22 protein-coding genes are annotated in these 22,377 nt (G+C 47.2%); 16 read left to right on the top strand and 6 right to left on the bottom strand.

Going from position 1 to position 22,377, the window contains the following annotated elements; translation table 11 throughout:
• Positions 1-75: 75 nt before the first annotated feature.
• Genes rsfS through CLV82_RS07175 form a run of 6 tightly spaced genes read left to right on the top strand, consistent with a single transcriptional unit; the run spans position 76 to position 4,845 of the window.
• Positions 76-453, top strand: a complete 378-nt coding sequence (rsfS, locus tag CLV82_RS07200) for a ribosome silencing factor (protein WP_133643655.1) — start codon at positions 76-78, stop codon at positions 451-453.
• A gap of 9 nt (positions 454-462) precedes the next feature.
• Entirely contained in the window at positions 463-2,454 is a 1,992-nt protein-coding gene (ftsH, locus tag CLV82_RS07195; protein ID WP_133643654.1) for an ATP-dependent zinc metalloprotease FtsH, read from the top strand.
• Between the two features lie 59 nt (positions 2,455-2,513).
• Positions 2,514-3,125 carry an LUD domain-containing protein gene (locus CLV82_RS07190; RefSeq protein ID WP_133643653.1) on the top strand — a complete coding sequence of 204 codons (612 nt, stop codon included), beginning with the start codon at positions 2,514-2,516 and terminating at the stop codon, positions 3,123-3,125.
• A 2-nt stretch (positions 3,126-3,127) separates the two neighbouring features.
• The gene (locus CLV82_RS07185) at positions 3,128-3,931 is read left to right on the top strand and encodes a phosphatidate cytidylyltransferase (RefSeq protein WP_133643652.1); all 804 of its coding nucleotides are present in this window, start codon (positions 3,128-3,130) and stop codon (positions 3,929-3,931) included.
• Positions 3,921-4,589: a phosphatidylserine decarboxylase family protein gene (locus CLV82_RS07180; protein WP_133643651.1), complete on the top strand. Its 669-nt coding sequence runs from the start codon at positions 3,921-3,923 to the stop codon at positions 4,587-4,589. Before CLV82_RS07185 ends, CLV82_RS07180 begins: the two co-directional genes overlap by 11 nt.
• Complete coding sequence (locus CLV82_RS07175; protein ID WP_133643650.1) at positions 4,579-4,845, top strand: acyl-CoA-binding protein; 267 nt, start codon at positions 4,579-4,581, stop codon at positions 4,843-4,845. Before CLV82_RS07180 ends, CLV82_RS07175 begins: the two co-directional genes overlap by 11 nt.
• A 3-nt stretch (positions 4,846-4,848) precedes the next feature.
• Here CLV82_RS07175 and CLV82_RS07170 read toward each other — a convergent pair whose 3' ends face one another.
• The 4 genes from CLV82_RS07170 to CLV82_RS07155 all read right to left on the bottom strand — a co-directional run bounded on the left by CLV82_RS07170 (position 4,849) and on the right by CLV82_RS07155 (position 10,275).
• Entirely contained in the window at positions 4,849-5,622 is a 774-nt protein-coding gene (locus CLV82_RS07170) for a creatininase family protein (protein WP_133643649.1), read from the bottom strand.
• A gap of 3 nt (positions 5,623-5,625) precedes the next feature.
• Positions 5,626-6,894, bottom strand: a complete 1,269-nt coding sequence (locus CLV82_RS07165; RefSeq protein WP_133643648.1) for a sterol desaturase family protein — start codon at positions 6,892-6,894, stop codon at positions 5,626-5,628.
• Positions 6,895-6,934: 40 nt separating this feature from the next.
• On the bottom strand, positions 6,935-7,525 hold the full coding sequence (locus CLV82_RS07160; protein ID WP_208107973.1) for a hypothetical protein: 591 nt from the start codon (positions 7,523-7,525) through the stop codon (positions 6,935-6,937).
• A 116-nt stretch (positions 7,526-7,641) separates the two neighbouring features.
• Positions 7,642-10,275, bottom strand: coding sequence for a valine--tRNA ligase (locus CLV82_RS07155; RefSeq protein WP_133643647.1), 2,634 nt, complete (start codon positions 10,273-10,275; stop codon positions 7,642-7,644).
• Positions 10,276-10,471: 196 nt separating this feature from the next.
• On the opposite strand from CLV82_RS07155, the gene CLV82_RS07150 reads away from it, so the two are divergent.
• A complete protein-coding gene (locus tag CLV82_RS07150; RefSeq protein WP_394346159.1) occupies positions 10,472-10,861 on the top strand; it encodes a DUF1573 domain-containing protein in 390 nt (129 codons plus the stop codon).
• A 48-nt stretch (positions 10,862-10,909) separates the two neighbouring features.
• On the opposite strand, the gene CLV82_RS07145 is transcribed toward CLV82_RS07150, so the two are convergent.
• Entirely contained in the window at positions 10,910-12,247 is a 1,338-nt protein-coding gene (locus CLV82_RS07145) for an aspartyl protease family protein (protein WP_317128275.1), read from the bottom strand.
• Positions 12,248-12,399: 152 nt separating this feature from the next.
• Between CLV82_RS07145 and CLV82_RS07140 the strand changes: the two genes are divergently transcribed.
• From CLV82_RS07140 to CLV82_RS07100, 9 genes are all read left to right on the top strand, one after another.
• Positions 12,400-13,593 (top strand): pyridoxal phosphate-dependent aminotransferase, encoded by a 1,194-nt coding sequence (locus CLV82_RS07140; protein ID WP_133643644.1) that lies wholly within the window; start codon positions 12,400-12,402, stop codon positions 13,591-13,593.
• Positions 13,590-14,609, top strand: a complete 1,020-nt coding sequence (gene murB, locus CLV82_RS07135; RefSeq protein WP_133643643.1) for a UDP-N-acetylmuramate dehydrogenase — start codon at positions 13,590-13,592, stop codon at positions 14,607-14,609. Before CLV82_RS07140 ends, murB begins: the two co-directional genes overlap by 4 nt.
• Positions 14,610-14,868: 259 nt before the next feature.
• Positions 14,869-15,435, top strand: coding sequence for an RNA polymerase sigma factor (locus CLV82_RS07130; RefSeq protein WP_133643642.1), 567 nt, complete (start codon positions 14,869-14,871; stop codon positions 15,433-15,435).
• Between the two features lie 11 nt (positions 15,436-15,446).
• On the top strand, positions 15,447-16,205 hold the full coding sequence (locus CLV82_RS07125) for an anti-sigma factor (protein ID WP_133643641.1): 759 nt from the start codon (positions 15,447-15,449) through the stop codon (positions 16,203-16,205).
• Positions 16,206-16,274: 69 nt separating this feature from the next.
• Complete coding sequence (locus CLV82_RS07120) at positions 16,275-16,478, top strand: membrane or secreted protein (RefSeq protein WP_133643640.1); 204 nt, start codon at positions 16,275-16,277, stop codon at positions 16,476-16,478.
• A 36-nt stretch (positions 16,479-16,514) separates the two neighbouring features.
• Entirely contained in the window at positions 16,515-17,081 is a 567-nt protein-coding gene (locus tag CLV82_RS07115; protein ID WP_133643639.1) for an RNA polymerase sigma factor, read from the top strand.
• A gap of 111 nt (positions 17,082-17,192) precedes the next feature.
• Positions 17,193-18,074, top strand: a complete 882-nt coding sequence (lipA, locus tag CLV82_RS07110; RefSeq protein WP_133643638.1) for a lipoyl synthase — start codon at positions 17,193-17,195, stop codon at positions 18,072-18,074.
• Positions 18,075-18,121: 47 nt separating this feature from the next.
• Complete coding sequence (gene gap / locus CLV82_RS07105; protein ID WP_133643637.1) at positions 18,122-19,132, top strand: type I glyceraldehyde-3-phosphate dehydrogenase; 1,011 nt, start codon at positions 18,122-18,124, stop codon at positions 19,130-19,132.
• A gap of 23 nt (positions 19,133-19,155) precedes the next feature.
• Positions 19,156-21,351 (top strand): tetratricopeptide repeat-containing hybrid sensor histidine kinase/response regulator, encoded by a 2,196-nt coding sequence (locus CLV82_RS07100; protein ID WP_133643636.1) that lies wholly within the window; start codon positions 19,156-19,158, stop codon positions 21,349-21,351.
• Here CLV82_RS07100 and lpxK read toward each other — a convergent pair.
• The gene (gene lpxK, locus CLV82_RS07095) at positions 21,346-22,338 is read right to left on the bottom strand and encodes a tetraacyldisaccharide 4'-kinase (RefSeq protein ID WP_133643635.1); all 993 of its coding nucleotides are present in this window, start codon (positions 22,336-22,338) and stop codon (positions 21,346-21,348) included. The two genes, CLV82_RS07100 and lpxK, sit on opposite strands and share 6 nt — an antisense overlap.
• Positions 22,339-22,377 lie beyond the last annotated feature (39 nt).

The raw sequence follows: 22,377 nt of genomic DNA, 5'->3' as shown, positions 1-22,377 counted from the left end.
ATGTACAATGTTATGTTAAAACCATTAGCAAAAAAAACAAAAAAACAATAACTTTGTAAAAACTAAAACAATTGAATGCAGAAAAGGGAAACGAGCGCAGATGAATTGATTGCCTTAATCTTACACGGAATTGAAGAAGTAAAGGGTCTGGAGATTAACTTGCTGGACCTCAGAGATATAGAAAATACTGTTTGTGACTACTTTATAATTTGTAATGGTACTTCCAATACTCACGTGAATGCCATTGTGAATTCCATCCAAAAAACCGTTAGTAAAGCAACCCAGGACAAGCCCTGGCATGTTGAGGGATCTGAGAATGCCGAGTGGATCCTTATGGACTATGTCAACGTGGTAGTTCATGTTTTTCAAAAGCAAACCAGAGAGTTTTATGATATTGAAGGACTTTGGGGCGATGCCAAGGTGACCTTGGTAGAAAGTAGCTTTAATCAGTAAAAAATTACAATGTCAAAAGATAACAAAACACCCCAAAAAAAACCTAAGTTCAGTTCATGGTGGATCTACGGACTGATCGCAATTCTGTTAATCGGGTTCCAGTTCTTCGGATCTGGCAGCCTGTCTACAACACAGAAGACCACTACCTCCGAGTTGCAGGAATACCTGCGCAACGGGGATATCAGCAAGATCCTGATCATTACCAACACCCGCCAGGCCAAAGTATTCCTGACAGAAGAGGCCATGAGCAAGGATGTGCACAAAGATGTGGTAGATCAACCCCTGATCCCATCTACCGGGATGGTACCTCAGTACGTGCTGGACTACGGGGATTTACAGAATTTTGAGAACGATATCAAGAAGATAAAGCAGGAAAACAACCTGGATACTATCGTGGATTACGACACGGAATCTAACGTATTCATGGAACTGCTGCTGACTATACTCCCGTTTGTGCTGATCATCGGGATATGGATCTACCTGATGCGCAGGATGTCTGGCGGAGCCGGAGGCGGTGCAGGAGGACAGATCTTCAACATCGGGAAATCCAAGGCAAAACTCTTCGATGAGAAGACAGATACCAGGACATCTTTCAAAGACGTGGCCGGGTTAGAAGGTGCCAAGGAGGAAGTGGAAGAGATCGTGGAATTCCTGAAACACCCTGAAAAATATACTTCCCTGGGAGGTAAGATCCCTAAAGGAGCCCTGTTGGTAGGACCTCCCGGAACCGGTAAGACGCTCCTGGCAAAGGCCGTGGCCGGAGAAGCCAAAGTTCCATTCTTCTCCCTTTCTGGATCAGACTTCGTTGAGATGTTTGTAGGAGTTGGTGCATCCCGTGTACGGGACCTGTTCAAGCAGGCGAAAGACAAATCTCCTGCCATTATTTTTATAGATGAGATCGATGCTATCGGGCGTGCAAGGGGTAAAAACAACTTTACGGGTTCTAATGATGAACGCGAGAATACGCTGAACCAGCTCCTTACGGAGATGGATGGTTTTGGTACGAATACCAACGTGATCGTGCTGGCTGCGACCAACCGCGCAGATGTTCTGGATAAGGCACTGATGCGAGCAGGTAGGTTTGACCGCCAGATCTACGTGGATCTTCCGGATATCAGGGAACGAAAAGAGATCTTTGAAGTTCACCTGAGACCGATCAAAACGGCAGAAACCCTGGACCTTGAGTTCCTGGCGAGGCAAACACCCGGCTTTTCCGGTGCTGATATTGCCAACGTTTGTAACGAAGCTGCCCTGATCGCAGCAAGGAAAGAGAAGAAAGCCGTATCAAAACAGGATTTCCTGGATGCGGTGGACCGTATTGTGGGTGGACTTGAGAAGAAAAACAAGATCATCACCCCGGAAGAGAAAAAGACAATTGCCTACCACGAGGCCGGTCATGCCACGGTTAGCTGGATGCTGGAACATGCTGCTCCCCTGGTTAAGGTTACTATCGTTCCAAGGGGTCAGTCCCTGGGAGCTGCCTGGTACCTGCCAGAAGAAAGGCTGATCGTTCGCCCGGAACAAATGCTGGACGAAATGTGTGCCACCCTGGGTGGACGGGCCGCGGAAAAAGTGATCTTTAACAAGATCTCTACCGGTGCGCTCAGCGACCTGGAAAAGGTAACCAAACAGGCACGGGCTATGGTCACGATCTACGGCCTGAACGAATCCATCGGGAACCTCACCTATTACGATTCTTCCGGTCAGAACGAGTACGGCTTTACTAAGCCTTACAGCGAGGAAACTGCTCAAAGGATTGACAAGGAGATTTCCAAGATCATCGAAACCGAGTATAAAAGGGCTATCGATGTACTCGAGAAGAACAAAGACAAACTTTCCGAATTAGCAGAACGTTTATTGGACAAAGAAGTTATCTTTAAGGAAGATTTAGAGAAGATTTTCGGTAAGCGTCCGTTCGCAGAAAAGTTTGACGAGCAGGGGCAGGAAGAGGTAGCCACCGAGAAACTGGCTTCCGAGGAATCGACTGAGGAAAATAAATAATCGAATTTTAACGTTGTCCATATAGCAACCGGACATGTTTTAGAACCACAAAGATATTCATGGGTCTCTTAGACAAACTCTTCGGGGGGGGTAAGAAAAAGGTTTCCAAAGAAACTGCGGAAACCCGTGGCGTTCATATGCCCGACCTGAATATCCCGGTGGATGAGAAGTTCACCATACACTTTAAGAAGAACGGGGGTAAATTCCTCTATTGCGACTCCTTCGGGGAAGTTTCGGAGGCTTTGAAAAATATCATCCTGGAGAATAACTGGCAACAGGAACCCTTCTTCAGTATGAATCCCCAACTCGAGGAGCGCTTTAAGAAAGAGGGACTTACATTTACCAACAAATCCAAAGAAAGCGAAGTTTTCTTCACAACCTGTGAACACCTGATTGCCCAGAACGGGTCTATCCTGGTTTGTTCTAACCAATTACAGGAAAAGAAACTTCACGAGGTTCCCGACAATGTCATTGTATTTGCCACGACCAGCCAGCTGGTGGAATCTATCGGCGAAGGACTTAAACTGATAAAGAAGAAGTACAAACAAGGCATCCCTGCCAATATCACTACCATTAAACATTTTCAGGCTTCCGCAGAGAATAAGGATGATTTCCTGACTTACGGCAGCAGCTCCAAGCACTTGTACCTGTTACTCCTGGAAGACCTGTAATTATGAAGGAAGTTCTCAGGAGATCCATAACAGGGGTAGTTTATGTAGCCCTTTTACTATCCGCAGTCTTCCTAAGCACAGACGCATTCGACTTCCTGTTCATGATCTTCGGTCTCGCTTGTCTTTATGAATATAAGCGGCTTACCGCGCTCAAGGGATATTATATTTTCATGGCTTACCTGGCACTCTGGTGGGCCTTCATTTACCTGATCCACGACAAGCTGCTCATCAATATCCTGATGTTTATCACCATTACTATCAACATCATTTTATTGTATTACCTCTTCAGCAATAGGAAGCCCAAGGAGAATGGAGTAATGAAATTCCTTATCGGGCTTTTCTATATAGGGGGAGGATGTATTTTTCTTACTATGATCCCCTATAAGGATGACGCCTTTGCGAAATTCCTCATCATGGGCATCTTTATCCTGATCTGGGTAAACGACTCTTTTGCGTACTTAGTGGGGAAAACCATAGGCCGGACCAAATTATACCCGGCTATCTCTCCAAAAAAGACAGTTGAAGGGAGCCTGGGCGGACTTGTTTTTACCGTGGCCGCCGCTTATTTCATGGCTCGGTACGAACCAATCGTTAATCCGGCCCAATGGGTTATCCTGGCTGTAGTCATAGTAATTGCTGGTGGTTTAGGCGATTTAGTGGAATCTAAATTAAAACGTGAAGCCGGGGTGAAAGACAGCGGAGCTATACTTCCTGGTCACGGAGGTATGTTAGATAGGTTGGATAGTCTTATATTTGCTGCACCATTCGCCTACTTAACACTTAACCTTTTGACCAATGTTTCATAAAGAGGGACAAAAAATAATATTAATTACATTTTTCCTGCTCAGCGCCATCATCGTACTGGCTCACTTCTACGTCGGTATATCCTGGGTAAAGACAGCGGTGCAAATAGCTGCCCTCCTGATCCTGGTCGCCATCCTTCAATTCTTCAGGAACCCAAAAAGGGTTGCCACTAAAAATTTTGACGAGATCCTTGCTCCGGTAGACGGGAAGGTGGTCGTCATAGAGGAAGTGGAAGAGAATGAATACTTTAAAGACAAACGCCTGCAGGTCTCCATTTTCATGTCGCCCGTGAATGTCCACGTGACACGATACCCGGCCAGTGGGCAGATCCGTTTCTCGAAATACCACCCCGGGAAGTACCTTGTCGCCTGGCACCCTAAGTCGAGCGAGGAGAACGAGCGTACTACTGTCGTTATCAACACCCCGAAATTCGGCGATATCCTTTACCGGCAGATTGCGGGGGCCATGGCCAGGAGGATCGTCAATTACGCGGAAGTAGGAGAAAGCGTGGTACAGGGTGAAGACGCAGGTTTTATTAAATTTGGTTCTCGCGTGGATCTTTTCCTGCCCTTAAACAGTATTATCACGGTTAAACTCAACCAGAAAGTGAAAGGGGCAAAAACCTGTATTGCCACCATACCTAAAAAGGATGAAGACTGAGGAATTACATATGAAATTTACAAAAGCAGTTGAGATCGTCAACAATTTCAACGATCCGTTACCCGCCGATCTTCTCCTGAAACTATATGCCTATTACAAGATAGCGAACCGCAATTTTGACCACCCGGGAAGTAAGACACCGCTGATCAATGCTTTTAAAGCCAATGCTCTCATCCAGGCGCGGGATATCAGCAGTGCAGACGCCATGAAATTGTACGTAGACCTGGTAAGGAGTGAGATTTCTCCCGAACTCTGAGAATTAATCTTTCGAATACATATCGCTGGGATCTGCCTTACAGAGTTCCAGCATAAATTCCCCGGTTTTTTCCACCAGGTCTTTAAAGTAGCGCTTTCCTTTTTCCGCGGTGGCCTCGGAAGGGTCTCCGATCCCGGTATCCTCGCTAACAGCACTCCATTTCCGTTCGGCCCAGGCCCAGCCTTCAGAGAATGATTTGATCCGGAATTGCCGATGTGCACCACTCCCCCACTCCTTTTTGGGCAATACCAGTCCGGGTTTTAGGTACAGCATAAGTGAAGTTTCCATTTCATCGGCATGGTCACCTTCATTATCAAAGTATTTAGTTTTATCAAGCGCCCTGAAACTATCGGCATAACAAATAAAGAGCTCAGGGAATTCCAGCCCGAGTTCCCGTACCAGCGGTTTAAAATTATTACCCCCATGCCCGTTAAATATCAGCAGCTTAGGTATACCTTGTCTTTTCAGGGTAGCTGCGATATCTCTAAGGATAGCCAGTTGGGTTGATGGATTCAGGTTGATGTCCAGGTAAATATCATGCTGCCCCGTATTCGTCCCGAAGGGTACGGCGGGAAAGACCATTACCTTGCCTCCCTTATCCCAGGCTTTTCCGGCTGCCGCTGCTGCGATAGCTTCGGCCTGAAAATTATCTGTCCCGTACGGCAGGTGGTAATTATGCGCTTCAGTCGCTCCCCAGGGGAGTACAGCAAGTTCTACGTGGTGATCTTTGAGTAATTTATAATTGGTTTCGGCGAGTACGTATGGCCTTTGTTCCATATATCAGACAGCAAGATTAGAAGAAACGGTTTCTTTTTCAAAAAAAGTAAAATAAACGGTGGCGCCAAGGGTAATGATGAAATAAAACTGCAAAACCAGTCCCGCCTCAGCAAAATAGCTGTTCATCCCGAACCAATCCCCGGACAGGTAAATAAAGATAAAACCCGCAGCAGCTCTGGCGACCTCCACGTAGAATGCGTACCGTTGCCGGTCCATAAGACTGCTGTATCCAAAGATCGCCAGGAACAGAAAGCCACCGTAGAGCAATAGTCCCTGGTAACTAATAGCCGAAAAATTGTAGAACATGAACATCAGCAAAGCAAGGGTTACCAGCATCTGCAGCAAGATATAACCCTTAAACCAGGGAGTTGCCTCGGTATGGTATTTTTCATAGTTATACACATCACTGATGACCGTATAAGGGTGCTTTTCTTTAACATCGGCCGGACGCCATCCCGTAGGCATAAACCATATCCTGATTTTATCCCAGGCATTCCGGGTGCGCCAGGCATCTACTGCCAGTCTCCAGAAGTGTTGAAAATTGATCAGGAAAGGATTCCAGGTGGCCGCCGGTTTCAGCACCCCGTACTGAGGGGGCACCTCCTCCAATTCTTCCTGGAATGTGCCGAACCAACGATCCCAAACGGAAAGGATCTGTCCCAGGTTCTTATCGATGTATTCGGGGTTGATGGCGTGGTGAACCCGGTGTTGGGAAGGGGTGACAAATAGGTATTCGAACCATCCAAGCTTACCGATGTGCTGCGTATGGTACCAGAATTGCGCAAATAGATGGATAGGGGCCAGGATGGCGATGACTTTCGCCGGCACGCCCAGCAAGGCAGCAGGGAGAAGCAGTAAAGCAAAGTAGCCGACCAGGTTAGAAATGGGCTGCCGCAGTGCACAAGCCAGGTTGAACTCCTCGCTGGAATGATGAATTACATGCTGGTTCCAGAAAACATTGATGTGGTGACTGAGCCGATGGTTCCAGTATCCGGCGAAATCTATCGCAATAAAAGCCACCAGCCAAACTGCCCAGGTTGCATTTATTTCCGTCAGGGCGAGGGTATCCCGCAGGTAAGGATAAGAAAAGATGATAAGGCCAAGCCCCAGGGAATCCTTGATGACATTGGTAAGCCCGGAACTGATACTGCTAACGCTATCCAGGAGTTTGTGCTTCTGGTCCTTTACGAAATGTCCGTACCCGATTTCCAGGATCAGCAGGATAATAAAGAACGGGATGGCATAAAGTAAGGCCGTGGCATATTGCTCCATAATATAAGTTTGATGGTCTTTTTCGCAGTTTATCCGGGTTTCAGAAAGGTCCGACCATTATATGTGCCCGGTGTGTCCCGGGATCCATAAGCCACGGCATGCCGGGGGCATGAGGCTTATCCGGCAAGCCTGTAGATTCTGTTGTGGCAAAGGGGATATAGATCACGTAACGGAATTTCCCATTGGCCAATTCGCCCGTGCTGCGGTCGTAATCCTCATCTTTCCCGTAATAGATATAGGTCATACTGGGGGCCTCCGGCATTTTAAGTTTCCCTTCGGCTACCTCCTTTCCGCGGGTTTCCATTTTTTCCTTGAAGTCGGCACCTGCGGCACTGAGTTCCCTGCCCCTGGCCATAAATGGTTCCAGGGCCTTGGAATAACAGGATACGCTTATCCCCTCCTTTTCCGGGTCGTCTGCCAGGCATACCATATTATTGGTGCCTTCCCTGAACACTTCCAGCTTTCCTTCGCTGTTATAGCCGTAAACCATGGCCCCGGCCTTCTCGGCATCAGGTAAGGGTAATACGGCTGTTTTAATCTGTATCTCCCTGGGTAATATCTTATTTTGGCCGGACTGGGAGTAGCCGGCCCAGAACATAAGTCCTAAACAAAGGGTTAATATATATTTCATGGGATGGTTCTTTTTATAAAGATAAGAATATGAGGGAAATGGGAATAACACCAACCCGACAAAAAAAGGGTGCCCTATCGGGCACCCTTTGATCATAATATAATTCCGGCCTTCTGTTATTCAAGACTAGCGAGGCTTTTTTCCAGGGTTTCGATCTTAGCCTCAGCATCCGCAGCTTTCTTCTTCTCCATCGCCACCACCTTTTCAGGTGCATTATTCACGAAGCGATCATTGGATAGCTTTTTCTGCACAGATTTAAGGAAGCCTTTGGTATAAGCCAGCTCTTCCTGAATCTTTTCGATCTCTGCGGCCACATCTACTTTCCCGCTCACAGGAATAAAATATTCGTTGCTCTTTACTCGGAAAGACAGTGCACCTTCCGGGGCGGTCTCAATGGTCCTGATCTCTGTCACATTGGTCAGCTTGGCTATTATCCCATTCCAGAAATCACCGGTTTCCTCTGCATCTATAACCTGTAATTCCAGCGACTCCTTCATGGGAATATTCTTTTCTTTCCGGATGGTACGGATGCCGGAAATGACCTCTGCAGCATATTCAAACCCCGCGGTAAGCTCAGTGTTTGTCCCCCTGATCTCGGGCCAGCTGGCAATGATAAGGGCTTCTTCCTCGGTGCGCTCTGCCATATGCTGCCAGATCTCCTCGGTAAGGAAAGGCATAAAGGGATGGAGTAATTTTAGCGTCTCTTCAAATTGCCGGGTTACTTCTTCCAGGGTTTTGGTATCTACAGGCTGCTGGTATGGCGGCTTCACGATCTCCAGTAACCAGGAACAGAAATCGTCCCACACCAACTTATAGATCGCCATCAGGGCGTCAGAGATGCGGTACTTGGAAAAATGATCCTCGATCAGTTCAAGGGTCTGCTGGAATTTAGCATCATACCACTGAATACCTTTGGCGGCAGATTCCGGTTGTTCAAATTCGGCCACTTCCCATCCTTTAACAAGGCGGAAGGCATTCCATATCTTATTGGCAAAGTTCTTTCCTTGCTGGCAGAGGTTTTCGTCAAACAAAAGATCGTTCCCCGCGGCCGAGCTCAGCAACAGCCCGACACGGACACCATCAGCCCCGTATTCTTCGATGAGCTTGAGGGCATCAGGCGAGTTCCCCAGGGATTTTGACATCTTGCGGCGCTGCCCGTCGCGGACCAAACCGGTAAAATATACGTTCTTAAAAGGTCTTTTATCCCGGAATTCATACCCGGCCATGATCATACGGGCCACCCAGAAAAACATAATATCGGGGGCTGTGACCAGGTCACTGGTCGGGTAATAGTAATTGATTTCTTCGTTATCAGGCTCCATGATCCCTCCAAAGACACTCATAGGCCATAACCAGGAAGAAAACCAGGTGTCGAGTACATCCTCGTCCTGCCTCAGGTCTGCCGCAGTAAGCATCCTTGTACCCTGCAGTCGTTTATTAGCCTTCTCCAGGGCTTCTTCAGGACTCTCGGCAACCACAAAGTCATCCTGTCCTTCTCCGTAATAATAAGCGGGGATCTGCTGCCCCCACCATAACTGCCGGGAAATGTTCCAGTCCCTTATGTTTTCCAGCCAGTGTTTATAGGTATTGATAAACTTATTGGGGAAGATCACGATATCACCGGACTCCAGGACAGCGTCCAGGGCCGGTTGGGCAAGGTCTTTCATTTTCAGGAACCACTGCTCAGAAAGCCTGGGTTCTATCACAGCCTTGGTACGTTCAGAGGTCCCCACTTTATTCATATGGGTTTCTGTCTTCACCAGGTAACCCTTTTCTTCCAATTCCTTTGATATAGCCTTGCGGACCACGAACCGATCCTGCCCCTCGTAATGTAATCCATAGGAATTCAGGGTGGCATCGGGATTAAATATATCAACGATATCAAGGCCATGTCTTTGTCCTATCTGCTGATCATTCACATCATGCGCCGGGGTGACCTTCAGGCAACCGGTACCGAACTCCATATCCACGTACTCATCAGCGATCACCGGTATTTTACGGTTACAGATTGGAACAACTACCTGCTTACCAATAAGGTGGGTATAGCGCTCATCTTCGGGATGTACACAGACAGCGGTATCTCCCAGGATAGTTTCAGGACGGGTAGTAGCAATAGTTACTTTTTCATCAGATCCCTCTACCTGGTAAGCCAGGTAATACAATAATCCCTGCTTTTCCTCGTGGATCACTTCCTCGTCAGAGAGAGTTGTCTGCGCCTCGGGATCCCAGTTCACCATGCGGTGACCCCTGTAAATCAGCCCTTTGTCGTACAATTCAACAAAAACCTTGATCACAGAAGCTGACATATCGTCATCCATGGTAAAGCGGGTTCGTTCCCAATCACAGGAACATCCCAGTTTTTTGAGCTGTTCCAGGATGACACCCCCGTATTCATGGGTCCATTCCCATGCGTGCTCCAGGAATTCCTCCCTGCTGAGACTCGACTTAGGGATTCCCTGCTCTTTTAACCTGGCTACAACTTTAGCTTCGGTGGCAATAGAAGCATGATCCGTCCCCGGGACCCAGCAGGCATTCTTACCCTGCAGGCGGGCGCGCCGGATCAGCACGTCCTGTATGGTATTATTAAGCATATGCCCCATATGCAGCACCCCTGTAACGTTAGGTGGCGGAATTACTATGGTGTACGGCTCTCTTTCGTCCGGTACGGAGTGAAAGTATCGATGCTGCATCCAGTAGTCGTACCAACGATTTTCTACCTGCTGCGGCTCATATTTTGAAGGGATTTCCATGTTAACGGTATGGTTTTTGTTTTAATGACCTGCGTATGACGCAAACTTTCCCGGTCTATCGCAATGATGCCGGGAAAACATGGGATTTATCCCATTTTGAAATACGAAACAAAAATAAGTAACGTTAGTAGATAACAAAAGAATTTTGGATGTTCATAGCAAAACATATACATTTGAAATTCACCCAAAACGAAATATGATGAAAAAAGTAGTTATTCTTGCCTTTGTCAGCCTACTTACCTTTGCCGTACAGGCACAGGAAAAAACCGCAAAGATCCAATTCAAAACTGAGACTGTGGATTATGGGGAGATCGCAAAAGGCAGTGATGGGATCCGGGTGTTCGAATTCACCAATACAGGGGATGCTCCCCTGATCATTTCCAAAGTGAGTTCCAGCTGCGGATGTACTATTCCCAAGAAACCCGAGGCACCTATTATGCCGGGTAAAACCGGAGAGATACAGGTGAAATACGATACTAATCGTGTTGGTCCTATCCGGAAAGCGGTTACGGTGATCTCTAATGCAGATACACCGACCAAAGTCCTGAAGATCAAAGGAGAAGTAATGCCCGAAGGCAGCAAGTAATATCACATATATAGAGAAATTAAAACCGGCTCGAAAGGCCGGTTTTTTTTATTCGAATAGTTTTTTCAAGACAAAGGAGAATAACAGGTCCTTATTATATCGCTCGATCAGTACCCGCACCTGTTTCCCTTCTCTTTCGTTCAGCATCTGGATCACCTCCTGTATCTTATACCGGTGCACAGGCTTACCGTTGACAGCGAGGATCACATCTCCTTCCTGCAATCCTGCTTCTGCTGCAGGACTACCGGCGCGGATTGTTGACACAATAATTTCAGGGACCAGGGACAGCCGGGTCCTGTTTTCCAGCAACAGCTGTACATTACCAAAGGAATCATCTTCCTGGTAAGCTACACCACTGGCATCTGCCAGGCTTTCTGCGACGTACCTCATGCCGTTATGCTGTACTTCTATCCCGCTCAGGTTATACCGGAATGGCTCCCTGAACAGGTTATTCTTTTTCAGGGTTACTTGCCCGGCATGATAATTAAACACTACGTTAAAGCGCCTGAGAATTTCTCCTCCAAGGCTGCCGTTCCTGTTCCCCAAATTTTTGATCAAAGAGAAAGAATTCATTTCCGGGAACGCTGCCTTGGCATCTTCCAGCACAAAATTTCCTATCCGAACCTTCTCTACCTTGGTTCTTTTGCCAAAAATGTCCCCATTTAGTCCTTTCCCGAGAAAATCGTCGTAGTGAGAGTCGGGTACCCCCAGGCCTTTCTCAATATCCTGGAATAACCAGACCGCATCACTACTGCCCGTATCGACAAGCAGGTTGACAGGTACTTCCTTGTCGTTAGCAAGGACTACTGCACCATCCAGGTATGCCTTATTATCAATAATGGTGAGGGGTAGCGTCTCACATTTTTTGGATTTCTTTTGCTGGTAATACCTGGGATCATGGAATTTAATATGTTGTGCCGAGTAATTGATCTCCACGACAAAATCCCGGAACAGATCATACCCTATAATCCCGTGAACATTTACCCCCAGGGTGGTGGAAAAATTAAGATCCCGATCCAGGACCACGTAGACCTGTTGATTAGGGTTTACCATGTCTTCCCGGATACGGAATTCGTTTCCTACCGAACTTAATGCTTCTATAGCCTCTCCTTCACCCAGTCCCCTGATGGTTATGGCTCGTACGTTATTAAGAGAAACGGAATCCTGGTCGGTCAGGCTGAAGATGATCGGCTTATTAACCCCGGTATCCAGGATAAAGGACAGAGGGGTGCCATTCACCTCGATGGGCAGTACGATAAGGTTATTGATAAGTTCAAATTTGACCTTCAGTGAGCGGTCACCCTCGGGTAAAGAGAAAACCTGTCCGAAAGTGAATATCGGGGACAAGATTGCGAAGAGCAGACCATATATGAGGGAAGAACGCAATTGTTTAATTATTAGGGCGTTACTTCTTAAATATACGCAATTTTAGCGTACCCTGGGTAGACATTTAACATTCCCGATGAAAGGTCAAATAATTAAGAGGTACAGTTGCCCAGTATATAATGATTTCTCATTTTTGCCTAAAATTTATACCTATGCCATCCATCTCAAGGAAAGGGCAGTCCATGCCGGAATCCCCTATACGTAAACTGGTCCCATTTGCTGAAAATGCTAAGAAGAAAGGGGTCAAGGTCATACACCTGAATATCGGCCAGCCCGATATAAAGACGCCCAAAGTTGCGCTGGATGCGGTAAAGAACAACACCCTCGAGGTACTGGAATACAGCCGCACGGAAGGTTCTGACACCTACCGTGAAAAACTGGCCGGGTATTACGAGAAGCAGGGGGTACATATCAATGCTTCCGAGATCATTGTGACCACCGGTGGTTCAGAAGCACTTGCCTTTGCCCTGGGAACCGTGACCGACATGGGGGACGAGATCATTATCCCGGAGCCTTTTTATGCCAATTACAACGGTTTTGCCACCGCGAACGGGGTCAAAGTAGTCCCGGTAGTATCCGGGATCGAAACAAATTTCGCCTTACCTCCTATCGAAGCATTTGAGAAAGCGATAGGCCCAAAGACCAAAGCTATCCTGATCTGCAACCCGGGGAATCCTACGGGCTACCTGTACAGCAAGGAAGAAATTGAGCAATTGGCCGCCCTGGTCAAAAAACACGACCTCTACCTTATAGCGGACGAGGTTTACCGGGAATTCACCTATGAAGGTAAAAAACACCATTCTATCCTACAGGAGAAGGGACTGGAGCAGCATGCCATAGTGGTCGATTCGGTCTCTAAACGGTACAGTATGTGTGGTGCGAGGATAGGATGTCTTATCTCGCAGAATAAGATGGTGATCAAAACCGCAATGAAGTTTGCACAGGCCAGGTTATCTCCCCCCACCTTCGCACTGATAGCCAGTGAGGCTGCCCTGGACACACCACAAAGCTACTTTGATGACGTGATCGAGGAATACGTAGAACGCCGTGATCTCTTACTGGATGCCCTCAAGGAGATAGAAGGCATCAAGGTTGCGAAACCGCAGGGAGCATTCTACTGTATTGCGGAACTGCCGATAGCTGATGCCGATGATTTTGCACAGTGGTTGCTGGAATCCTTCCAGCTGGATGGGGAAACCGTTATGGTAGCCCCTGCAGCAGGATTTTACGCCACCCCGGGTCTCGGCAAGAACCAGATCAGGATCGCATATGTCCTGGAAAAAGAACAGCTGGTTAAAGCCGTGACCATCCTTAAAGAAGCTCTGAAAGTCTACAAGAAATCTTGAAGATACAAGAAAACATATCCCTCAGACCGTACAATACATTCGGGATAGATGCCAGGGCAAGGCATTTTATATCGGTCAATACGGTCCAGGAATTACAGCAGGCCCTGGCCCTGGAAGAATACCCGGAAAAATTTATTCTCGGGGGCGGTAGCAATATGCTGCTGGTATCGGATATCGAAGCCCTTGTAGTGCATGTTAACCTGAAGGGTATTTCCGAGGTGGAGCGCGAGGGTGACCATCTGCTATTAAAGGTAATGGCCGGTGAAAACTGGCACCAGTTAGTCCTCTGGACAATGCAGCAGGATCTGGGTGGGTTGGAGAACCTTTCCCTGATCCCCGGGAATACCGGCACAGCCCCCATTCAGAATATCGGTGCTTATGGCGTAGAGCTCAAAGATGTCTTCCATAGCTGTGAGGCCGTAGAAGTAGCCACCGGGAAACTTCATTCCTTCACGAAAGAAGAGTGCGAGTTCGGCTACCGGGAATCTATATTTAAGAACAAAGCCAGGGGGAAATTCGTAATTACCGCGGTTACCTTCCGGTTGAGCCTGCAAGATCATCACCTGAACACCTCTTACGGTGCAATCGAAGCAGAACTCGAAGCCATGGGCATAAGTGATCCTGGTATTCAGGATGTATCCAGGGCAGTAATTGCCATCAGGCGTAAGAAATTACCCGACCCTGCAGAATTAGGTAACAGTGGAAGCTTCTTTAAAAACCCGGTGATCGATGGGGATGCTTTCAGGGTATTCCAGCAAAAAAACCCGGAGGCGCCCTTTTATAAAGTATCTGAAACGGCCTATAAGATTCCTGCAGGATGGATGATCGAACAGTGCGGATTTAAAGGCAAGCGATTTGGGGATGCGGGGGTACACAAGCACCAGGCACTGGTACTGGTCAACCATGGTAATGCTACGGGGAAGGAGATCCTTGGGCTGGCCCACAGGATACAGGAAGCTGTTAGTGAGCGATTCGGGATCACGATACAACCCGAGGTCAATATCATCGGGAACTGATCCGGCCGGGCTGCATTTATCCTGCCACTTTCCTCCCGGGGTTAAAAGAAATAACCCCCGGAAAAATTCCCGGGGGTTATACCAAACCAAACTAACCAAAAACTAAATGTACAATTACCAGTTGTACATTCTTCTAATTAAAAATTGAGATATCAGATTAATAACAATCAATTTTATAAATTAGCGTTACCCTATATACGACGCCAAAGATGATATTGGATGCCATCTCTGGCATTTTTTTTACAGACCGTACCGAGGAATGAGCACACTACTGGAAAAACATATTGTAGAACTACTGCAGGAGCGCAATGACAAGGCGATCTCCCTGCTGTATGAGCATTATGGAGATACCCTTTACGGGGTAGCTCATAAAGTAGTCCGGGATGAAGAAATGGCCCAGGATGTGGTACAGGAAAGTTTTGTGAAAATCTGGAAAAAAGCAGATTCCTATGATGCCTCAAAAGCCAAATTGTTCACCTGGCTTTTCAGGATCACCCGGAACACGGCGATCGACAAACTCAGGAGCGTCAACACAAAAAACGATAAGGAGATCCAAATGGATGTTTCTGACGTATATAACTTAGGTGTCCACAGTATACGGCCCGATCTCATGGATGTCCGTGAGAATCTTGACAAAATCGAAAGCAAATACCAGATCGTACTGGATGCATTGTTTTTTCAAGGCATGACCCAACAGGAAGCCAGTGATGAACTGGATATTCCCCTGGGTACGATCAAGTCAAGGCTCAAGATCGGCTTAAGAGAACTTAAGAAGTTGTATGGCACAAGCTTGGCACTGATCATAGTTGTATTTAGTACGTTTTAAAAACCAATTTGATGAAAGAGAAGATTCGCCTTTTCCTGGAAACTGATCTACTGGAGAGTTATCTCCTCGGCAATACCACGACCGAGGAAACCCTGCAGGTAGAAAGGTACATTGCCATGTACCCTGAAGTACGGGAAACCTACAATGAATTGCAGAGCAATTTAGAGGCATATGCCAAAATGCATGCCATAAAAGCCCCTGAAGGCTTAAAGGCACGTATTTTACAAAAGATCAAGGCCCAGGACGCCGGCAGGAGAAAATTCAGGAGGTTCGCGATCGCCGCAAGTATATCTGCAGTGATGTTCGCAGCTTCTGCTTATTTCTTCTACAACCAGAACCTGAACTTACACCAGGAGAATGCGATCGTTAACACCAAGATCCAGAACCTGGAAGCTGATATGAAGCAGCAGCTCGAGGATGTGCGTAACCAGTTTATCGTACTGAACAACCCTCAAACCCGTAAAGTTTCTATCAAGGGTAATAAAAAGGCGAAAGACCTGAAGGCTTTGGCCTATATCAACCCGGTGAAGAAACTATCGTATATTAATGTACAGAACCTGCCACAGCTACCTGAGAACCAGTGTTACCAGATGTGGGCAGAGGTGAACGGAGAAATGCTGAACCTGGGAGTGATAGAAAGCGCTGATGACAAGGAGAAACTGAGAGCTCTTCCCTATGCCGAGGATGCGGTGAGTTATATCACCATAGAACCACAGGGCGGAAATCTTACTCCAACCGTACAAAATATTGTTGCCAATATCAGTTATTAAGACAACTTTAATGAATTTACAGGCCCCTCCAGGGGCCTTTTATTTTATATCTTTGCACAAAGTCTGATTATGGAATTGATATTTCTTACCATAGCCCTGTTAGGTTTAGCATTTGCAGGTATTGCCATTAAGATCTGGTCAAAAAAAGACGGCAAGTTCGCAGGAACCTGTGCCAGCCAGAGCCCTTTCCTGAATAAGGATGGTGAAGCCTGTGGATTCTGCGGAAAGCTCCCTGAGGAGCAGGAGTGCAAGAAGGATACCGTGATGGAATAGAGGACGTACCCTGTTCCCAGCTTCGAAAACAATAATTTGCAGTATACAGAGAATTCATTACAGCTTATAATCCAAGAGGCCAAATCGGGCAACCAAAAGGCCTTCAGCCAGCTATTGGACAATTTCTGGAACGAGGTATACGGTTTCCAGCTGCAAAGAACGAAGAACGAGAACGATGCCGAGGACATCACGATCCAGACCTTTTCCAGGGCATTCGATAAAATTGAGACTTACAAGGAGGAATATGGATTCAAGACCTGGCTCTTTACAATTTCTAAAAACCTGCATGTAGACCTGCTGAGAAAGCAAAAACGGAACATCTTTGAAAATTCCAGTTATGCCAACCATGACGCGGTAAAAAGTGTGCTGGACGATGCCCCGAGTGCAGAAGACCGGCTGATCTCCGAACAACAGCTGGCAAACCTTTTACACCATATCAAATCCCTGAAACCGCATTACCAGGAAGTCATCAACCTGCGGTATTTTCATGAACTTCCCTATGCAGAGATCGCTGAAAAACTTGGGGAACCTATGAATAATGTCAAGGTAAAATTACTCCGGGCCAAGAAACTGCTTGCCGAGAGTATTAAGAACCAGTCATAGACCAACTGCCCCGGTAGTCCCCTCAACCCGCTTCTCCCATCTGGAAATCCCATCTATTTACTTGTTATTTATCCCCAGTATTTGTTCGTATATTTGCTCTAAATTTTGCTTATGAGTACAGTCACTGCCAGTCCGGCTACTGCCGAACCGCATAAGAAGAAACCAAAATGGTTACGGGTTAAGCTCCCGACGGGGAAAAAATACACCCAGATCCGTGGCCTGGTTGAAAAATATGACCTCCATACCATCTGTACCTCGGGTAGTTGCCCTAATATGGGTGAATGCTGGGGGGAAGGAACCGCCACCTTTATGATACTCGGGAACGTGTGTACCCGTTCCTGTGGATTCTGCGGGGTAAAAACAGGGCGGCCCCAGATGGTAGACTGGGCAGAACCTGAGAAAGTAGCCAGGTCTATCAAGATCATGGGCATAAAACACGCCGTAGTAACTTCTGTAGACCGGGACGATCTTAAAGATATGGGATCTATTATCTGGGCAGAAACAGTAAAAGCGATCCGCAGGATGAACCCGGACACTACCATGGAAACCCTAATACCAGATTTCCAGGGAATAGAGGCTCACTTGGACAGGATCATTGCTGTAGGACCCGAAGTGGTTTCTCATAACATGGAAACGGTACGTCGCCTGACCAGGGAAGTACGTATCCAGGCCAAATACGACCGAAGCCTTGAAGTTCTTGCCTACCTTAAAAGAAACGGGGTAAACCGTACAAAATCGGGCATTATGCTGGGGCTTGGCGAACTGGAAGAGGAAGTGATAGAGACCATGCAGGATCTTCGGAATGCAGGGGTAGATGTCATCACCATCGGGCAGTACCTGCAACCTTCTAAGAAACATCTGCCGGTCAAGGAATTCATCACCCCGGAACAATTCAAGAAATACGAGACCCTCGGTCTTGAAATGGGCTTCAGGCATGTAGAAAGCGGTGCGTTAGTGCGTTCGTCTTACAAGGCTCATAAACATATCCATTAATCCGATCAAAACAGTCTAATTCCCCGCTTAGGCGGGTTTTTTTATAGATGGAACCACTGAAAATAGGAATTAACGGGTTTGGGCGGATCGGCCGTACCTTCTTCCGTTTACTCGAAAAGGAACCCGGCATACAGGTAGTCGCTGTCAACGATCCCGCGGATACGGCTACCCTGGCCCACCTGCTTAAATACGACAGTATACACGGTCCCTTCCACGGCACCGTTTCCCACGAAGGAGACAGCATCTCAACCGGGGAACACCAATTCGCGGTACTGCATGAACCTGGTCCTGAGACTATAGACTGGGCATCCCATGGCGTAAAACTGGTGGTTGAATGCAGCGGGAAATTTAAAACAACCGGGGAATTAAAAGCACACCTGGAAAACGGGGCCAAAAAGGTGATCCTGTCCGCTCCCCCGGCCGATGACGAAATCCCGATGACCGTTTTTGGGGTAAATGAAACGGAGCTTACCGCTGAAGACAGTATCATTTCCGCCGCCTCCTGTACCACCAATAATGCCGCGCCCATGCTTAAGGTGATGGATGAACTTTGCGGGATAGAGCAGGCATATATTACCACCATACATTCCTACACATCTGATCAGAGCCTTCATGACCAGCCCCACCGCGATCTGCGAAGGGCCAGGGCAGCAGGGCAGTCGATCGTCCCCACCACTACCGGCGCCGCCAAAGCGCTAACCCGTGTATTTCCCCATCTTGCACCGGTGATCGGGGGCTGCGGTATCCGTGTACCGGTACCCAATGGGTCCTTGACAGACATAACCCTGAATGTTAAAAAATCGACCAGTATATCGGAGGTAAACCATGCTTTTAAAGATGCGTCAGAAAAATCTCTGAAAAATATCTTATTTTACACTGAAGATCCGATAGTTTCTATCGATATAAACAATAGTTATCACTCTTGTACGTTTGATTCTCAGATGACATCCGTAATTGGCAAAATGGTCAAAATTATCGGTTGGTACGATAACGAGACCGGCTACAGCAGCCGCCTGGTAGATGTCATCAAATATTTGATGCAGAAAAATTACATTTGAGATATATAAACCTACATAGACCAATGCGCCCCTTACTTACTGTGGTCTTTGCATTGTTGTTTGCATGTACGGTCCTGTCGCAGGAGAATACGCTCCCGGATAAGGATATAGATTCCTTTTTTCTCAAATCAAAAAGCCTTAAGAACCAGAATAAACTGGATGTGGCCCTGGAAGCACTAAATGAGGCCGCACTGTTGGCCGAATCCCAGGAAGATTTTAAAGCCCTGGTCGATGCCTTCCACCAGTCTGCCCTTCTCTACCTGGATCTTGGAAAAACAGAAAACGCTTCCTTCTTCTGGCAACGGGCCACAGTGACCCTGAAGAATATTTCTTATCCTTACGGACAGGCGGTACACGAATATATAGACGCCTTATTGAAATTCAGGAACGGGAACAATTTCCAGGCGATCGATGCCCTGATCGAATCCAAGAAACTGAGTAATGACAGGAACTTACTGAACCATATCCTCTTGCTGGAAGCTGATATCTACCTCAGCATGAAACGGTATGAGCAGGCAGCTACGAATCTCAATGCCCTGATCGTCAACAATGACCTTTACGAAAAGCAATACCTGAAAATGCGGGCCCATATGGGCCTGGCGCGCTTGTTCCTGGAACAGGAAGAATACGAGGAAAGTGTTAAACACGGTAAGGAGGCCTTACAGCTGGCAGTACAGAACAGCTTCGCCAAAGAGATCGTGGACGCCAACGAGTTACTCGGCCGTGCATACGAGCAAGGGGAACAATACGATATGGCCCTGGTACACAACCGGAACCTGCTCAGGATCCGGGATTCTATTTTTACTGTCAGCAAATTACAGGCCGAATCCAAAACGGCAGACCGTATCCAGTTCGAATTTATGAACGAGGAGATCAAGAGACAGGACGCCAAGATCGAAGACTTAAGCGCCTCTGCCAACCGTTCCGAAATTACGGCCATACTAACTTCTGCCTTCCTGACCATTATTTCTTTACTGGCCGTCTCCCTATACAGGAACAACCAGATAAAATTAAAGACCAACGACCTGCTGCAGACCAAGAACAAGGAATTACAGTCCGCAAGAGATGCTGCGGTCTCTGCCATGGAAGCGAAGACCAATTTCCTTTCCACGGTAAGCCATGAATTAAGGACACCACTATATGCGGTAACAGGACTGACCCACCTTTTACTGGAGGAGAACCCGACAGAAAGCCAGAAAGAACACCTGAAATCCCTGAAATTTTCCGGGGATTATTTGCTGAATTTTATCAATGATATCTTACAGATCAATAAGATCGATGCTGATAAGCTGGAGCCTTTGCATATCGAATTCAATCTTAAAAAGGTTCTGAACGAGGTACTGAACTCCCTGCAACAGACTGCCAAAAGCAATAAGACCAAACTGATCCTGGACTACGACCCTGAGATCCCCACTACCCTTCTCAGCGACCCGATCAAATTATCCCAGGTATTTATGAACCTTGTTGGGAATGCGTTGAAGTTTACCAAGGAAGGGGAAGTTACGGTCATCGCCAAACTAAAAGAAAAGACAGAGGAAGATGTGCGGGTATACTTTGAAGTCCGAGATACGGGTATCGGGATCTCCCCGGAACAACAGGAAAACATATTTGATAGCTTTGAACAGGGATCAGTACAGATCAACCGCGAGTATGGTGGTACCGGGCTTGGCCTCACCATTGTAAAGAGCTTGTTGGGTCTGTTTGAAAGCAAGATCTACCTGGAAAGCCAGCCAGGAAAGGGAAGTTCCTTTTTCTTTGAACTGGAAATGAAGAGCAAGGACAGTGTTCTTGAAGACCTGTCATTTGAACCAGTCGAGAAGGAATATGACCTGGAAGGCCTGCATTTACTGGTAGTAGAGGATAACAAGATCAACCAGGTAATCACCAAGAAAATGCTGAATAAAAGAGGTGTTAACTGTGATATAGCCTCGAATGGTACAGATGCCGTAGCCATGGCGGAGAGCAACCCCTATGATGGTATCCTGATGGACATCCACATGCCGGGGATCAGCGGGGTGGAAGCTACCATAGAGATCCGGAAATTCAACCCGGATATCCCTATCATCGCCCTGACAGCAATCTCCCTGGATGACAGCCTGGAAACCTTCTATGCTGCCGGTTGTAATGACGTGGTCACCAAGCCTTTTAAGCCTGAAGTATTCTACCAAAAGATCGGCGAGAATATCCTTGATAAGAAGATGAACAGACCTGCCTCATAGCGGCAGCAGCTTCTCTTTTAACAGTTCCTCACCCCCGAACAGGAACCGGTGCCTGACAGGGATGTAATACATTCCCGGGATCCTGCCACCAATCCTCGTATAATCCTTCTCAGTGGTTAGCAACAGCTGCTCCTCTCTTATCCGTGATAATTCCTTTTCCGTAAAATCGTGGTGATCAGGGAATCTCAAGTGTTTAAAACTCAAACCTTTTCCGGACAGGTAATTCTCCAGGGGTTCCGGTTTGGCTATTCCCGTGAGCAAGGTAATTTCCCGTCCTTTCAGATCTTCCAATTCAATCTCCATATCACCTCCCCTTAAACGTGTATCATATTCCAGGCAGGAGAATAATAACAGCTGTTGTACTCCCGGGTTCAGCTTTTCTTTTATCTTTTCCCGCTCCGGGATTGAAAGCCCTCTGGGACATTTGGTCACTATGATCACATCAGCCCTTTTCGCCTCCGCTTTGCTGTCACGCAGATCCCCTGTTGGCAGGTACCAATCGTCTGTGTACAACAGATCATGGGGAGTCAGGAGTATAGAGATATCCGGTTTTACCCTGCGGTGCTGGAAGGCATCGTCCAGGATGATCATATCGGGCTTCACCAGTTTCTCCAGCTGGCTTATCCCTCTCCTCCTGTCGGCATCAACTGCCATATGGATCCCCGGGAATTTCCTGTAGATCTGCAGAGGTTCATCCCCGAGATCTGAAGCCGTACTGTTTTCGTCTGCCAGCACGAAGCCCGAAGTCTTCCGCCTGTAGCCACGGCTAAGCACAGCCAGCTTCATGGACGGCTGTAACATCCGGACCAGCAGTTCTGTCATAGGGGTCTTCCCGCTTCCCCCTACACTGATGTTGCCCACACAGATCGTTGGGGTATCAAAGCGTACTGAGGATAAAATACCGGTATCGAAGAGAAAATTTCGCAGGTATACTGCCAGTGCATAGAGCAGGGAGATGGGAAACGCTATTTTTCTGAGCAGTTGCATCGTCAGCGAAATTATAATATTTTATCTTTGAAGGCCTTA

It is taken from the genome of Zeaxanthinibacter enoshimensis (assembly GCF_004362865.1).
GTDB lineage: Bacteria > Bacteroidota > Bacteroidia > Flavobacteriales > Flavobacteriaceae > Zeaxanthinibacter > Zeaxanthinibacter enoshimensis.
This window is presented reverse-complemented; position numbering and strand designations above follow the sequence as displayed.

What these genes read in the sequence shown, in the direction of transcription:
- CLV82_RS07150 (WP_394346159.1), top strand. Translation starts at nt 10,472, where the DNA reads ATGATGAAAAAAGTAGTTATTCTTGCCTTTGTCAGCCTACTTACCTTT.
- lpxK (WP_133643635.1), bottom strand. Translation starts at nt 22,338, where the DNA reads ATGCAACTGCTCAGAAAAATAGCGTTTCCCATCTCCCTGCTCTATGCA.
- CLV82_RS07190 (WP_133643653.1), top strand. Translation starts at nt 2,514, where the DNA reads ATGGGTCTCTTAGACAAACTCTTCGGGGGGGGTAAGAAAAAGGTTTCC.
- lipA (WP_133643638.1), top strand. Translation starts at nt 17,193, where the DNA reads ATGAGTACAGTCACTGCCAGTCCGGCTACTGCCGAACCGCATAAGAAG.
- CLV82_RS07180 (WP_133643651.1), top strand. Translation starts at nt 3,921, where the DNA reads ATGTTTCATAAAGAGGGACAAAAAATAATATTAATTACATTTTTCCTG.
- gap (WP_133643637.1), top strand. Translation starts at nt 18,122, where the DNA reads ATGGAACCACTGAAAATAGGAATTAACGGGTTTGGGCGGATCGGCCGT.
- CLV82_RS07125 (WP_133643641.1), top strand. Translation starts at nt 15,447, where the DNA reads ATGAAAGAGAAGATTCGCCTTTTCCTGGAAACTGATCTACTGGAGAGT.
- CLV82_RS07155 (WP_133643647.1), bottom strand. Translation starts at nt 10,275, where the DNA reads ATGGAAATCCCTTCAAAATATGAGCCGCAGCAGGTAGAAAATCGTTGG.
- CLV82_RS07160 (WP_208107973.1), bottom strand. Translation starts at nt 7,525, where the DNA reads ATGAAATATATATTAACCCTTTGTTTAGGACTTATGTTCTGGGCCGGC.
- ftsH (WP_133643654.1), top strand. Translation starts at nt 463, where the DNA reads ATGTCAAAAGATAACAAAACACCCCAAAAAAAACCTAAGTTCAGTTCA.
- CLV82_RS07170 (WP_133643649.1), bottom strand. Translation starts at nt 5,622, where the DNA reads ATGGAACAAAGGCCATACGTACTCGCCGAAACCAATTATAAATTACTC.
- CLV82_RS07140 (WP_133643644.1), top strand. Translation starts at nt 12,400, where the DNA reads ATGCCATCCATCTCAAGGAAAGGGCAGTCCATGCCGGAATCCCCTATA.
- CLV82_RS07130 (WP_133643642.1), top strand. Translation starts at nt 14,869, where the DNA reads ATGAGCACACTACTGGAAAAACATATTGTAGAACTACTGCAGGAGCGC.
- CLV82_RS07100 (WP_133643636.1), top strand. Translation starts at nt 19,156, where the DNA reads ATGCGCCCCTTACTTACTGTGGTCTTTGCATTGTTGTTTGCATGTACG.
- CLV82_RS07175 (WP_133643650.1), top strand. Translation starts at nt 4,579, where the DNA reads ATGAAGACTGAGGAATTACATATGAAATTTACAAAAGCAGTTGAGATC.
- CLV82_RS07165 (WP_133643648.1), bottom strand. Translation starts at nt 6,894, where the DNA reads ATGGAGCAATATGCCACGGCCTTACTTTATGCCATCCCGTTCTTTATT.
- rsfS (WP_133643655.1), top strand. Translation starts at nt 76, where the DNA reads ATGCAGAAAAGGGAAACGAGCGCAGATGAATTGATTGCCTTAATCTTA.
- CLV82_RS07185 (WP_133643652.1), top strand. Translation starts at nt 3,128, where the DNA reads ATGAAGGAAGTTCTCAGGAGATCCATAACAGGGGTAGTTTATGTAGCC.
- CLV82_RS07120 (WP_133643640.1), top strand. Translation starts at nt 16,275, where the DNA reads ATGGAATTGATATTTCTTACCATAGCCCTGTTAGGTTTAGCATTTGCA.